Raw genomic sequence first — 14,461 nt, 5'->3', positions numbered from 1 at the left:
TGTGGAAAGTGAAGAACTTCACGCTTTTTAAGGTGTGTATATATTTTATCTCTAGAGTGGTAGGAAAGTAGAGGGGGAAAATCATGACAAAGCTGCAACGTATTCAAAAAGTATTGGTAGCTAACCGTGGAGAGATTGCAATTCGTGTGTTTCGAGCTTGTTCGGAACTTGGATTAAAAACAGTTGCAATCTATTCTAAAGAGGATAGTGGTTCTTATCATCGCTATAAAGCCGATGAGTCCTATTTAGTTGGGGAAGGAAAAAAACCAATTGATGCTTATCTAGATATTGAAGGCATTATTGAGATTGCAAAAAGTAATCATGTAGATGCAATCCACCCTGGATATGGTTTCTTGTCAGAAAATATTCAATTCGCTAAACGTTGTGAAGAAGAAGGAATTATCTTTATCGGTCCGAAAAGTAAGCATTTAGATATGTTTGGAGATAAAGTGAAAGCAAGAACACAAGCGCAGCTAGCACAAATTCCAGTTATACCTGGTAGTGATGGTCCAGTAAATTCATTAGAAGAAGTCGAAAAATTTGCTGAAAAGTATGATTACCCGATTATTATTAAAGCATCCCTTGGGGGTGGCGGTCGTGGTATGCGTATTGTGCGTACTAGTGAGGAATTAGGAGAATCATATAATCGAGCGAAATCAGAAGCGAAAGCAGCTTTTGGTAATGATGAAGTTTACGTCGAAAAATTCGTTGAAAAACCTAAACATATAGAAGTACAAATTTTAGCAGATGAAGAAGGCAATGTTGTTCATTTATACGAGCGTGACTGTTCTGTACAACGTCGTCATCAAAAAGTTGTAGAAATTGCACCGAGTGTATCACTTTCAGATGATCTGCGTCAGCGTATTTGTGATGCTGCTGTGAAGTTAACGAAAAATGTAAACTATTTAAATGCAGGAACAGTAGAATTCCTTGTAAAAGATGATGAGTTTTACTTTATTGAAGTAAATCCACGTGTTCAAGTAGAACATACGATTACAGAAATGATTACGGGAGTAGATATTGTTCAATCACAAATTTTAATAGCGGATGGACATTCATTACATAGCAAAATGGTAGGTGTTCCGAAGCAAGAGGAAGTAGTTGTACATGGATTTGCAATTCAATCTCGTGTAACAACTGAAGATCCGCTAAATAATTTTATGCCGGATACAGGAAAAATTATGGCGTATCGATCAGGTGGTGGTTTTGGTGTGCGTCTTGATACAGGGAATAGCTTCCAAGGTGCAGTTATTACACCGTACTACGATTCTTTACTTGTAAAAGTTACAACTTGGGCACTTACTTTTGAGCAAGCTGCTGCAAAAATGGAACGTAACTTAAAAGAATTCCGTATTCGTGGTATTAAAACAAATATTCCATTCCTAGAGAATGTAGTAAAGCATAAAAACTTCTTATCAGGAGAATATGATACTTCATTTATCGATGCGTCACCTGAATTGTTCTTGTTCCCGAAACGTAAAGACCGTGGAACGAAAATGTTAAATTACATTGGTACAGTAACAGTAAATGGTTTCCCAGGAGTAGGGAAAAAAGAAAAACCAATATTCCCAGATGCTCGTATTCCATGTTTAAAACATTCAGAGCCAATCCAAAATGGAACGAAACAAATTTTGGACGAGCGTGGAGCGGACGGATTAGTAAAATGGGTACAGGATCAAAAACGTGTACTTTTAACGGATACAACATTCCGTGATGCACACCAGTCATTACTTGCAACTCGTATTCGTACAAAAGATTTACATCAAATTGCGGAGCCAACAGCGAGAATGTTACCGAACCTATTCTCAGCGGAAATGTGGGGCGGTGCAACGTTTGATGTTGCGTATCGTTTCTTAAAAGAAGATCCATGGGAACGATTACTAGATCTTCGTGAAAAAATGCCGAACGTGTTATTCCAAATGTTACTTCGTTCTTCAAACGCAGTTGGATACAAAAACTATCCAGATAATTTAATTCAAAAATTTGTGGAATGTTCTGCTCAAGCAGGCATTGATGTATTCCGTATTTTTGATAGTTTAAACTGGGTGGAAGGCATGAGAGTTGCAATTGACGCTGTACGAGACACTGGTAAAATTGCAGAAGCAACAATGTGCTACACAGGGGATATTCATGATCCACTGCGTAGTAAATATGATTTAAATTATTATAAAAATTTAGCAAAAGAGTTAGAAGCATCAGGAGCTCACATTTTAGGTATTAAAGATATGGCGGGCTTACTAAAACCAAATGCAGCATATGATTTAGTTTCTGCATTAAAAGAGACAGTGTCGATTCCAATTCATCTGCACACGCACGATACGAGTGGAAATGGTATATTAACGTATACGAAGGCAATTGAAGCAGGTGTTGATATCGTCGATGTAGCAGTGAGTTCTATGGCTGGTCAAACGTCACAACCAAGTGCGAACACGCTATACTATGCGTTAGGCGGAAACGAAAGACAACCAGATGTTAATATAGATTCTTTAGAAAAACTATCTCACTATTGGGAAGATGTACGCAAATACTATGCACCGTTTGAAAGTGGTATGAATGCGCCTCATACAGAGGTATATATGCATGAAATGCCGGGTGGGCAGTATAGTAATCTTCAGCAACAAGCGAAGGCGGTTGGTTTAGGAGATCGCTTCGATGAAGTGAAAGTAATGTACCGCCGTGTGAATGACATGTTTGGAGATATTGTAAAAGTAACACCATCATCAAAAGTTGTTGGTGATATGGCATTATTTATGGTTCAAAACCATCTGACAGAACAAGATGTTTTAGAGCGTGGACATGCGATGGACTTCCCAGGATCTGTTGTTGAAATGTTCTCTGGTGATTTAGGTCAACCGTACGGTGGTTTCCCGAAAGAATTACAAAAGATTATTTTAAAAGGGAAAGAGCCATTAACAGTAAGACCAGGTGAATTACTAGAGCCAGTAGATTTCGAAGCGTTAAAAGAAGAATTATTCCATAAACTTGGACGCGAAGTAACGATTTTTGATGTAGTGGCATATGCTTTATATCCAAAAGTATTTATGGATTATGAAAAAGTTGCTGAGCTTTATGGAAATGTATCTGTACTTGATACACCGACGTTCTTCTATGGTATGAGACTAGGTGAAGAAATTGATGTAGAAATTGAACAGGGTAAAACATTGATGGTTAAACTAGTATCAATTGGAGAACCTCAGCCGGATGGAAACCGCGTTCTTTACTTGGAATTTAACGGTCAACCACGTGAAATTATCGTGAAAGACGAGAGTGTAAAAGCAACAGTTGCACAACGTGTGAAAGGAAACCGTGAGAATCCAAATCATATTAGTGCAACGATGCCAGGAACGGTAATTAAAGTAGTTGTAAAAGAAGGCGACGAAGTGAAAAAAGGCGATTCTATGGCAATTACAGAAGCGATGAAAATGGAAACGACAGTTCAAGCGCCGTTCAATGGTAAAGTAAAGAAAGTATATGTTAACGATGGTGATGCGATTCAAACGGGTGATTTACTTATTGAATTAGATCACTAAAATAAGAAAAGAGCTGTGTAAATACAGCTCTTTTTTATTGCAAAAAATCCCTTGCCGAATTGGCAAGGGATTTTAGTTTTAAATTATTTTGTTTGTTTAGAAGTTGATTCGGCTTCTTTGGCATTCACTTTACTTCTTGTTCCTAACATAACTAAATAGCATAGTACGGCAAACAAGCAAGAAATGAATAGAGAATGTAACAATGCCATCGCTAAACTAGCGTTTGTAAATACAACTAAAACTCCTACTACAGCTTGAAGTGTAACAAGGATAAATGAAATGATCCATCCCCAATATACTACAGGTTGCTGCTTGTAATGGCGAATAGCGAGAATCATGGCGTATAGTATCCAAGCGAAAATTAACATCGCTGCAACCCTATGGCCCATTTGAACCCATTCATGTAGTTGAGTTGGCATAGGTCTGTTTTTGCTACATAAAGGAAAGTCTGGACAGGCTAAGCTAGCTCGTTCGTGACGTACTAAAGCACCTGTGTAGACGACGATATAACTGTAAATTGTTACACCATAAATATGAAATTTCATTTTTTTGTCCATAATAAGTGAACGTGCATCAAATTTTTGGTCAATTTCAAAGATAAGACACGTTAATAAAATGACAGAAGCAAATGAAATTAAGGAAATACCGAAATGGATAGCAAGTACAGCTGGCATTTGTCCCCAAACAACTGCTGCTGCTCCCATTAATGCTTGTGCAACTAAAAATACGAAGGATAAAATTGCTAACGTTTTTGTTTCACGCACATGTTTATAATATTTCCAGGACAAAATACAAAGTAGAGTGACAAGAATTCCAGCTGATCCTGATGTTAATCGGTGGCTAAGTTCAATAATAGTTTCCATTGATAAATTAGATGGAACAAATTCACCGTTACAAAGTGGCCATGATTTACCACAACCTTGACCAGAACCTGTTTTTGTAACTAAAGCGCCTCCTAATAAAACTATTAATAAATCAAGGCTTGTAATGACTGCTAACCATTTAATAAAGCGTTGCAATCTCTTTCACCATCTTTCTGCTATGAAGTTATTGCGAAATATTTTCATTCCATTATGTATAGAATAAAACGCGCTAGTTCCTATGATATATAAAAAATAATAAAATAGCAAAGAAATGGAGGGGGAAGGAAAGGGAGAGAAAATAGGTGTAAAAACAGGGTTCGCAAGGAAAATTTTGGGTGAAAAATAGGCTATTTTGAAAAGAAATGGGGAGAATACGTGTTAAATAGGACAAAATAGTTTATTATAGAAGGTAACATCATGTTATGATAAGGACAAGTCAGAATGAAGTTTTTTATATTCGACACAAAAAGTTCATGTTTTCTTCACAAAATGTTCGGGAAATATGATTTAATATATTGGAGTATGGGCGTAGATTAGTAGTAGAATGGGTTAACAATATTTCTACTGTAATAATATTGCTATATAGAAGCGAATTATTTCATTTGAAATAGGCGCAAAAAGAAAGATGAAAGTTTTAAGAGGGGGTTAGAGTGATGAACCATGCAACAAGTGAGCTGCATGATGAGTCCGCTGTTACAAGTGTACCGGAAACAACTCGGTTACAAGATTTAAAAGCACTCGTTAAAATGGGGATTGTAAACTCAAATACACTTACTGTATTTACAGGATTTTGGTTGGCATTACACTTTAATGGATTAAGTGTAATGGATAATCTGGATAAGTTATTCTTTACAATCGTTGGTTCAGGATTAATTATGGCAGGGGTATGTTGTTTAAACAACTACATTGATCGAGACATCGATCCATTAATGGAAAGAACAAAGACCCGTCCAACGGTTACTGGAAAGTATAAACCAGGATTTGCACTTACATTTGGACTAGTCATATTACTTCTTGGTTTTGTATTTTTATTATTAACAACACCAATGGCAGTCTTAATGGGATTTATTGGTGCTTTCACATATGTTGTTCTATATAGTTTATGGACAAAGAGAAAGTATACACTAAATACTGTTGTAGGTAGTATATCTGGTGCAGTTCCTCCTTTAATTGGATGGGCAGCAATCGATCCATCTTTAGGCCATCCAATTGCTTGGATGTTATTTTTAATTATGTTTATTTGGCAAATCCCACATTTCCTTGCATTAGCAATGAAACGTGTTGATGAATATCGAAATGCAGGAATTCCAATGCTTCCTGTAGTTCATGGATTTGAAATTACGAAACGCCAAATTATGATTTGGACAGTATGTTTATTACCACTACCATTTTATATGAGTGGACTAGGGATAACATTTATGGTAATTGCAACACTGCTTAACATCGGATGGATCGTTTTAGGGTTTTATGGCTTCCGTAAGAAAGATGACATCAAATGGTCCGTGCAAATGTTTGTTTATTCCCTAAATTATTTAACAATCTTATTTGTATCAATGATTGTAGTTACATTCTTCTAAGACAACGACATAATTGGATTTCTTTACGTTGAGATTTACTTTACTTAACTATAAAGTACAATCTAATTCACAAGGAAAGTGGGGGTTGTTTGTATGAAGAAACAGTGGCGACTGCTTTCGTTCGTTTCACTGCTGGCTTTACTGTTAGGGGGATGCGGTAAAGCCTTTCAATCTACTTTAATTCCGCAAGGAGAAGTAGCAAAAATGCAATATGATTTACTTCTACTGGCGAGTGCAATCATGGTAGGAGTAGTACTAGTAGTTACTATTATTTTCTTATATGTAATTGTGCGTTTCCGACAAAAGAAAGGTCAGGAAGATTATATTCCAGAGCAAGTTGAAGGGAATCACAAGCTAGAAATTATATGGACAGTTATTCCGATTATTCTTTTACTAATCTTAGCTGTTCCAACAGTTACATATACATTCAAACTTGCTGATGTAAGTGCGATGGAGAAAAAGAATATTGATAAAGATACTATCGTTGTTGATGTAACAGCGAATCTTTATTGGTGGGAATTTTCTTATAAATCAGAAAAGATAGTAACTTCGCAAGATTTGGTCATCCCCACAGGTAAGAAAGTGTATTTAAATTTGAAGGGTGCCGATATTAAACACTCATTTTGGGTTCCATCTTTAGCAGGGAAAATGGATACAAATACAGACAATGTGAACAAAATGTGGTTAAAGGCAGATAAATCGGGCACTTATAATGGTTTTTGTACAGAATTTTGCGGCCCATCACATTCTTTAATGCAATTTAAAGTGAAAGCTTTAGATGAAAGCGAGTACAAAAAATGGCTTGCTGATATGAAGAAGATTGATGGGAAGAAAGAAGTAGCTTCAACAAAGGCGCAAGAGGGCCAAGAAATATTTAATAAAAGCTGTATTGGTTGTCACGCAGTTGGATCTAATGATAGTAGACCACCTTCCGCTCGTATCGCACCAAACTTAGCAAACTTTGCGGATCGCGATATGGTTGCCGGTATTGCCGAAAACAATGAAGAAAACTTAAAAAAATGGCTGAAAGATCCTGAAAATATGAAGCCAGGAAACAAAATGACTGGCAAATATGGCAACTTAACGGATGATCAAATTGATGCATTAAATGCATACTTACAAACGTTAAAAGTTGAAAAGTAAAGAGGGACTATTCGCGAAGGGGAGGTTGAAAACGTGAGTTCTGTAGCAAAAAAACAGGGGATGGGTGCTGTCATATGGGATTATTTAACGACAGTAGACCATAAAAAGATTGCCATTCTCTATTTAATTGCAGGTGGATTGTTTTTTGTAATAGGCGGAATAGAAGCTCTATTTATTCGCCTTCAATTAGCGATTCCTAACAACGCTTTTCTTGTTGGGGATGCTTATAATCAAGTATTAACGATGCACGGTACAACAATGATTTTCCTCGCAGCTATGCCACTCGTGTTTGCATTTATGAACGCCGCTGTACCACTTCAAATTGGTGCACGTGATGTAGCGTTCCCGTTTTTGAATTCACTCGGATTTTGGTTATTTTTCTTTGGTGGAGTATTTTTAAATTTAAGTTGGTTTTTAGGTGGAGCACCTGATGCAGGATGGACATCTTATGCATCTTTAGCTTTAGCCTCTAAAGGTCATGGTGTTGATTTCTATGTACTCGGCTTGCAAATCTCAGGTATTGGTACACTAATTGGAGGAATTAACTTCCTTGTAACCATTATTAATATGCGCGCTCCAGGAATGACGTATATGCGTATGCCGATGTTTACATGGACAACATTTGTAACATCTTCGCTTATATTATTCGCTTTTCCGCCGTTAACTGTAGGATTAGGACTTTTAATGTTAGATCGTTTATTTGGAACAAGTTTCTTTAATCCGGCATTGGGCGGGAATACAATTATATGGGAGCATTTATTCTGGATTTTCGGTCATCCAGAAGTATACATTCTTATACTCCCAGCTTTCGGAATATTCTCAGAAATCTTCGCAACATTTTCGAAAAAACGATTGTTTGGTTATTCATCGATGGTGTTTGCGACTGTATTAATTGGATTTTTAGGATTTATGGTATGGGCGCACCATATGTTTACTGTTGGACTTGGTCCAGTTGCTAATGCTATTTTCTCAGTTGCAACAATGGCGATTGCGGTTCCGACTGGTATCAAAATATTCAACTGGCTCTTTACAATGTGGGGCGGAAGTATTCGTTTTACGACACCAATGATGTGGGCAGTAGCTTTCATTCCATCATTCGTAATGGGTGGAGTTACAGGGGTTATGCTAGCATCTGCACCAGCTGATTATCAATTTCATGATAACTATTTCGTAGTAGCACATTTTCATTATGTAATCGTTGGCGGTGTTGTATTTGGTTTACTTGCAGGAGCTCATTATTATTGGCCACTGATGTTTAATAAAGTATTAAATGAAACATTAGGAAAGATAACGTTTTGGCTATTCTTTATCGGCTTCCATTTAACTTTCTTTATTCAGCATTTCCTTGGCTTGATTGGTATGCCACGCCGTTACTACACATATCTTGAAGGGCAAGGGTTGGAAATGGGGAATATGATTAGTTCCATCGGAGCGGTGTTTATGGCTCTTGGAACGATTGTTCTTCTATTCAATGTAATTAAAACGACAGTATCAAAAGAAAAAGCTGGTCGTGATCCGTGGGATGCACGTACATTAGAATGGACAATGCCAGCACCGACACCAGAATATAACTTTAAACAATTACCATTTGTTCGCGGATTAGATCCGTTTTGGATTGAAAAACGTGAAGGTAATAAAGAAATGACAGCAGCGGAACCAGTTGGTGATATTCATATGCCAAATCCTTCGTTTTCACCATTTGTCATTTCTTTCGGATTGTTTATAGCGGCATTTGGTGCGATGTATATGCAGGGCGGAAAAGATAAGTTCTGGTTATTAGTAGCAATTATTGGTTTAATCATTACATTTGGCACAATGTTCCTACGTTCAGTAATTGATGATCATGGGTATCATATTCATAAAGAAGATTTAGAGGATAAGGGGGGCAAGGCATAATGCATGTAGATGAAAAATTAACGAATGAAACATTTCCAGCAGAGCCTGAAAAAGCAACCCTTGAAGGGAAAAATAAGTTTGTCGGTTTTTGGTTATTTCTTGGAGGCGAAACAGTGTTGTTCGCTTCCTTATTCGGCACATATTTAGCGTTAAAGAATTCTACAAATGGTGGACCAACATCTCAAGAGATGTTCCAAATGCCACTCGTTTTCATTATGACGATGCTTTTATTAACGAGTAGCTTAACGAGTGTATATGCGATGTATCACATGAAAAACTTTAACTTTAAGAAAATGCAGCTTTGGTTACTAGTAACAGTATTGCTAGGTTTAGGGTTTTTAGGATTTGAGATATATGAGTTTTATCATTATACACATGAATTTAAGCATACTATGAGAAGTAGTGCCTTTGGCTCTGCGTTTTATGCTCTTGTTGGTACACATGGACTCCACGTATTGTTTGGGTTATGTTGGATTTTAACATTAATCTTTAGAAATGCGAAGAGAGGTCTAAATTTATACAATGCACCGAAGTTTTATGTTGCATCGATTTATTGGCACTTTATTGACGTAGTTTGGGTGTTTATTTTCACTGTAGTATATTTAATGGGAATGGTGGGATAAACAATGGCGATAAAGCAAACGAATAATCCTAAAGTTGATCTTGTTTATCGGAAGAGAAAAAGTGCGGAGGAAATGAGGCATCAAGTTATTACGTTTGCATTAATGATTTTTTTAACATTAGTTGCATTTGTAGCAGTGGCGTATCCAAAAACTTTTAGTCCGATTTTCTCTGTACCGTTTATTTTACTATTAGCAGTGGTACAAGTAATTTTTCAATTGTATTATTTTATGCATATGAGTCATAAAGGACATGAAGCAGCAAGTTTCTTTCTTTACTCTGGTCTGCTAATAGGGTTAATTACAATTTTAGCTTTTATGACAATCGTGTGGATTTGAAAAGTGAAAAATAAGGGAGCTTGTGTTGTCACAGCTCCCTCTTCATATTATGAGATAACCTTACGAAGGCAGGTGTGAAAATGAGTAACTTGTGGATATTTGGTTTTCAGGCTTTATGGAGTCCAATCTTTTTATTATTTATGCTTTCGATTCTTATTGGGTACTTCTTAATTATTGGACCATATAGAATGCGATTTGAAAATGCGACGAAGGTAAGTAAGAAGCAAATTTTTTATTTTACGACTGGTATTGTTCTTTTGTATTTTGTAAAGGGAGGGCCTATTGATTTAATTGGCCATATTATATTTAGTGCTCATATGTTTGAAATGGCAGTCATGTATATTGCAGTTCCACCGTTACTGTTGCTTGGTATACCAATTTGGTTATATCGTTACATTACTTCTTTTAAGTTCGTTCAAATTATATTAAAGGCATTTGCTAAACCACTTATTGCGTTGTTTGTATTTAACGGCCTGTTTTCTTTTTATCATTTACCAGTTGTTTTTGATACAGTAAAACAAAGTCAAATAGCTCATCCTATTTGTCTCGCTATATTGTTTTTTACAGCAATCATGATGTGGTGGCCGATGTTAAATCCATTACCAGAATATCAAACGTTAAGTGATATAAAGAAACTTGGTTATATGTTTGCTAACGGCATATTATTAACGCCTGCATGTGCGTTAATCATTTTTGCGACAGCCCCGTTATTTGCAACGTATACGGATCCGGCTGCTTGGATGAAAGCGATGGAACTATGTGTACCAGCGGGCACTTTATCAGATTTAAATATAACGGGACCAGAATTTTTGCACTGGATGCCAGTCGTACAAGATCAGCAAACTGGTGGTATCATAATGAAAATTGTCCAGGAAATAGTGTACGGTACAATTATAGGTTATGTATTCTTTAGATGGGCACGTAGAGAACGTGAAAAGGATAAGGAGCAGTTGCAACAATTGCCGCCGTATTTACAGATTAAGTAAAAAAGTGTATGGGATTCCATGCGCTTTTTCTTTTTTAGTTACCTTAAAAAGATTGAATTTTCTAACTTTTTATGTTAAGTTAGTGTAGGCGTGTACTAAAAGTGGAGATAAAATTTACTACTAGCTTTCATGCGTAATAATTCCATATGTAGTGCAAGTTTTTTAGAGAGTTACAAATATATATTGTTATCTTTAATAAACACGAACTATTTTAAGGGGGAGTTTAAATGGGTAGTAGTGGAAGTATGGTAAAGCCGATTAGTGGTTTTTTGACAGCACTAATTCAATATCCAGTACCAGTAGTAGAATCGCGTACAGACATTGATAAACAAATTCAACAAATCATAAAAACAATTCATTCGACCAAATCAGGTTACCCTGGTTTAGAATTGATAGTATTTCCTGAATATAGTACACAAGGGCTCAATACAAAAAAATGGACTACAGAAGAATTTTTATGCACAGTGCCTGGGCCAGAAACAGACTTATTTGCTGAGGCATGTAAAGAATCTAAAGTATATGGTGTTTTTTCAATAATGGAGAAAAATCCTGATGGTGGAGAGCCGTATAATACAGCAGTTATTATTGATCCACAAGGTGAAATGATTTTGAAGTATCGTAAGCTAAATCCTTGGGTGCCAGTCGAGCCTTGGAAAGCTGGAGATTTAGGCTTACCTGTTTGTGATGGACCTGGAGGAAGTAAATTAGCTGTTTGTATTTGTCATGATGGCATGTTCCCTGAAGTAGCTCGTGAAGCGGCCTATAAAGGTGCAAATGTCTTAATTCGTATTTCTGGATATAGTACACAAGTTAGTGAACAATGGATGCTAACGAATCGTTCAAATGCATGGCAAAATTTAATGTATACATTGTCGGTAAACTTAGCGGGTTATGATGGTGTATTTTATTACTTTGGTGAAGGACAAGTATGTAATTTTGATGGGACTACTTTAGTACAGGGTCATCGAAATCCTTGGGAGATTGTTACTGCTGAAGTATATCCAGAACTAGCAGATCAGGCTAGATTAGGATGGGGATTGGAAAATAATATATATAATCTAGGTTCAAGAGGATATGTAGCAACTCCTGGTGGGGTGAAAGAAAATCCATATACGTTTGTAAAAGATTTAGCTGAAGGTAAATATAAGGTCCCTTGGGAAGATGAGATTAAAGTAAAAGATGGATCTATTTATGGATATCCAGTAAAAAAAACGATTCATTCTTAGGGAAGGGAAATGAAACAAGCGCATCATATTGATGCGCTTGTTTTTGTTAATCAATAATTTGAAATTCTTTTAACTCTTTTTCGACATTTTGTAGGAGTTGTTCGCTTTTTTGAAGTACATTCGTTGGGAAAGTCTCATCATCACCATATTCAACGCCGTGAGGATAATAATGTTTTCCTAATAAGGGGGGGAGTAGTTTTACTTCAGCGTGTCTACTGCCAATGTCACCTTCAACAGCAACTCCTTGCACTCGTAAATAATAAACATCCTTTAATATTTCAAATTTATAATCGTATGTAACTCGTTCATAATCCCACTGCCCGGCAAGTACGAAGTGGTTGTTTTCCATGATTTCAGTTAAAAGAGTTAATTCAACGACGGCTCCATTAAATTTCGTATTTGTAAATTGCATATAATACCTCCTTTTTTAATGTTACACCATTATTTTTATAATAGTATGAATAATAAGAAAATGCAATTCATATTGAGAGAAAAGGGATAATCCAGACTTTTTTCACAAAAATATGATATAGTGAAAAGAGTACGGTACACACAAAAAGAAAGAAAAGGATTTGTGTATATCTCAATTTTATGTTTTGTTCAGGAGGTATATCGTTTGAAGAAATTATTGCGTATCGTAATGATTACATTTTTAATTTTAGCTGTTGATTTATACGGGAAATTACTCGTTTCACAATATATATTAACCCCATCTCAATCAAAGCAAGAAAATAAAATTGTGAAAAAGAAAAAGCAAATTAAGGAAGACTCCTCAGACACTGTTTTAAATATGATTGGTGAAGACTCTGAAAACCTATTAGCGAAGTGGGGAGAACCCTCTCGAATAGAGCCATCTGCATACGGATATGAATGGTGGGTATACAACCAGGATTTAACTCAGTATGTTCAATTTGGAGTTTCTGAACGTAAAGTTGTAACGGCATACGCAGCTGGTGAACAAGTTAAGGTTCCACCTTATTATATAAATGAAAAATATGAAGAAGTATATAAAAAAAGTCCGCTTTCGCATGAAATTTCATTAAAAAGAGGGAAAAATAGTTATCAATTTGAGCTATCTGATACCGAAGTCATGGAACAACCGTTAATACCTGTAGAAGATGGATGGGCGCAATTGTATTTTGATCAATTTACACATGAGCTTGTTGGTGTTCGTTATATGGATGATGAAACTTTATTACGCCAAAGACCGTATCAGCTCGTTTATTCAGGTGAATTAATAGCAGAACAACCATTGACTCCAGAAAAAATAAAACAAGTAGAAAATGGGAATATGCAACAAATTTTTGATTTAACAAATATCATTCGAAGTCGTCATAAATTACCATTATTAACATGGGATCAGGAAACAGCAGATGTTGCTGTTGGTCACAGTAAAGATATGAAAGACAATAATTATTTTTCTCATGACTCACCTACATTAGGTACACTAGGAGATCGTTTGCAGCGCGGGAAAGTAGGATTTCAACTTGCTGGTGAGAACATAGCGGCGCAACATAGTGATGGAATTGCGGCAGTGCAAGGTTGGTTAAATAGTGAGGGGCATAGAAAGAATTTATTAAATGAACAATTTACAGGATTAGGTGTTGGTGTATACGATAAATTTTATACACAAAACTTTATTCGAAAATAAAGCGAAACTGTAAGCGGTGGGGTGTTACATCACCTAATTAGTTACTTCGTATTCACTGAATTGTAGGTGGGAATCTGACCGTATGCAAATAGCAGAAAAAAAGGTGCATGAATCGTCTAAAAATAGGCGAACCATGCGCCTTTTTTTTCTTACTATATAGTAGATATACATGGAGAGGTGAGGATTATGCCAACAACAAAAGGACCGTTACATCCATCGGTTCAACAGTTTAAAGAATTTGTAAACCATCACCCTAAAATGGTTCATGAGGTTAGAAGTGGTCATAAAACATGGCAACAATTTTATGAAGAATGGTACTTACTTGGTGAAGAAGATCCAATATGGGCAACTTATAGACCGGATGGAGCGCCTGCTTTTTCTTCGGTAAAAGAAAATAAAAAAGAAAAAGATAATCGAACTGAAGAGGAAAAAACTGCTGATGTGATGGGGCAAATGCTTTCTTTTTTTAAAAAGTTGGACGTGGAACAAATGCAGAACCATTTAGCCAATGTGACGAGTGCAATTGGGAGCGTGCAACAAGTTATTCAGCAATTTCAAGGTAACCGTACGCAGCAAGAGCAAAGTACTTCAGAAAATAACCCGTTTTTCTTTCAAAAGGATTAGGGGGAA

12 protein-coding genes are annotated in these 14,461 nt (G+C 36.3%); 10 read left to right on the top strand and 2 right to left on the bottom strand.

Translation table 11 applies throughout. From position 1 onward, the window contains the following. Window positions 1-83: 83 nt before the first annotated feature. A complete protein-coding gene (gene pyc, locus BHV55_RS19785) occupies window positions 84-3,530 on the top strand; it encodes a pyruvate carboxylase (protein WP_000164087.1) in 3,447 nt (1,148 codons plus the stop codon). Between the two features lie 83 nt (window positions 3,531-3,613). Here the strand turns inward: pyc and ctaA are convergent, their stop codons facing one another. Next, on the bottom strand, window positions 3,614-4,549 hold the full coding sequence (gene ctaA / locus BHV55_RS19780; RefSeq protein WP_001188744.1) for a heme A synthase: 936 nt from the start codon (window positions 4,547-4,549) through the stop codon (window positions 3,614-3,616). 497 nt (window positions 4,550-5,046) lie between these two features. On the opposite strand from ctaA, the gene ctaB reads away from it, so the two are divergent. The 7 genes from ctaB to BHV55_RS19745 all read left to right on the top strand — a co-directional run bounded on the left by ctaB (window position 5,047) and on the right by BHV55_RS19745 (window position 12,180). Continuing rightward, complete coding sequence (ctaB, locus tag BHV55_RS19775) at window positions 5,047-5,970, top strand: protoheme IX farnesyltransferase (RefSeq protein WP_001015056.1); 924 nt, start codon at window positions 5,047-5,049, stop codon at window positions 5,968-5,970. 93 nt (window positions 5,971-6,063) lie between these two features. After that, a complete protein-coding gene (gene coxB / locus BHV55_RS19770) occupies window positions 6,064-7,113 on the top strand; it encodes a cytochrome c oxidase subunit II (RefSeq protein WP_000745268.1) in 1,050 nt (349 codons plus the stop codon). A gap of 60 nt (window positions 7,114-7,173) precedes the next feature. After that, window positions 7,174-9,009, top strand: a complete 1,836-nt coding sequence (gene ctaD, locus BHV55_RS19765; RefSeq protein WP_153578907.1) for a cytochrome c oxidase subunit I — start codon at window positions 7,174-7,176, stop codon at window positions 9,007-9,009. After that, window positions 9,009-9,632: a cytochrome c oxidase subunit III gene (gene ctaE / locus BHV55_RS19760; protein ID WP_000557861.1), complete on the top strand. Its 624-nt coding sequence runs from the start codon at window positions 9,009-9,011 to the stop codon at window positions 9,630-9,632. Before ctaD ends, ctaE begins: the two co-directional genes overlap by 1 nt. A 3-nt stretch (window positions 9,633-9,635) precedes the next feature. Continuing rightward, the gene (gene ctaF / locus BHV55_RS19755) at window positions 9,636-9,968 is read left to right on the top strand and encodes a cytochrome c oxidase subunit IVB (RefSeq protein ID WP_000985706.1); all 333 of its coding nucleotides are present in this window, start codon (window positions 9,636-9,638) and stop codon (window positions 9,966-9,968) included. Window positions 9,969-10,048: 80 nt separating this feature from the next. Continuing rightward, window positions 10,049-10,954 carry a cytochrome c oxidase assembly factor CtaG gene (gene ctaG, locus BHV55_RS19750; protein ID WP_000069022.1) on the top strand — a complete coding sequence of 302 codons (906 nt, stop codon included), beginning with the start codon at window positions 10,049-10,051 and terminating at the stop codon, window positions 10,952-10,954. Window positions 10,955-11,181: 227 nt separating this feature from the next. Then, window positions 11,182-12,180, top strand: a complete 999-nt coding sequence (locus tag BHV55_RS19745) for a formamidase (RefSeq protein ID WP_000535813.1) — start codon at window positions 11,182-11,184, stop codon at window positions 12,178-12,180. 46 nt (window positions 12,181-12,226) lie between these two features. On the opposite strand, the gene BHV55_RS19740 is transcribed toward BHV55_RS19745, so the two are convergent. Beyond that, window positions 12,227-12,592 carry a YugN family protein gene (locus BHV55_RS19740; RefSeq protein WP_001160947.1) on the bottom strand — a complete coding sequence of 122 codons (366 nt, stop codon included), beginning with the start codon at window positions 12,590-12,592 and terminating at the stop codon, window positions 12,227-12,229. Window positions 12,593-12,796: 204 nt separating this feature from the next. Between BHV55_RS19740 and BHV55_RS19735 the strand changes: the two genes are divergently transcribed. Together BHV55_RS19735 and BHV55_RS19730 are read left to right on the top strand one after the other, a co-directional pair. Continuing rightward, complete coding sequence (locus tag BHV55_RS19735; protein ID WP_000735378.1) at window positions 12,797-13,831, top strand: CAP domain-containing protein; 1,035 nt, start codon at window positions 12,797-12,799, stop codon at window positions 13,829-13,831. A gap of 186 nt (window positions 13,832-14,017) precedes the next feature. Then, entirely contained in the window at window positions 14,018-14,455 is a 438-nt protein-coding gene (locus BHV55_RS19730; RefSeq protein WP_001143346.1) for a YlbD family protein, read from the top strand. Window positions 14,456-14,461: the final 6 nt, after the last annotated feature.

The sequence above is a fragment of the Bacillus sp. RZ2MS9 genome (assembly GCF_001816185.2).
Classification (GTDB): domain Bacteria; phylum Bacillota; class Bacilli; order Bacillales; family Bacillaceae_G; genus Bacillus_A; species Bacillus_A cereus.
This window is presented reverse-complemented; position numbering and strand designations above follow the sequence as displayed.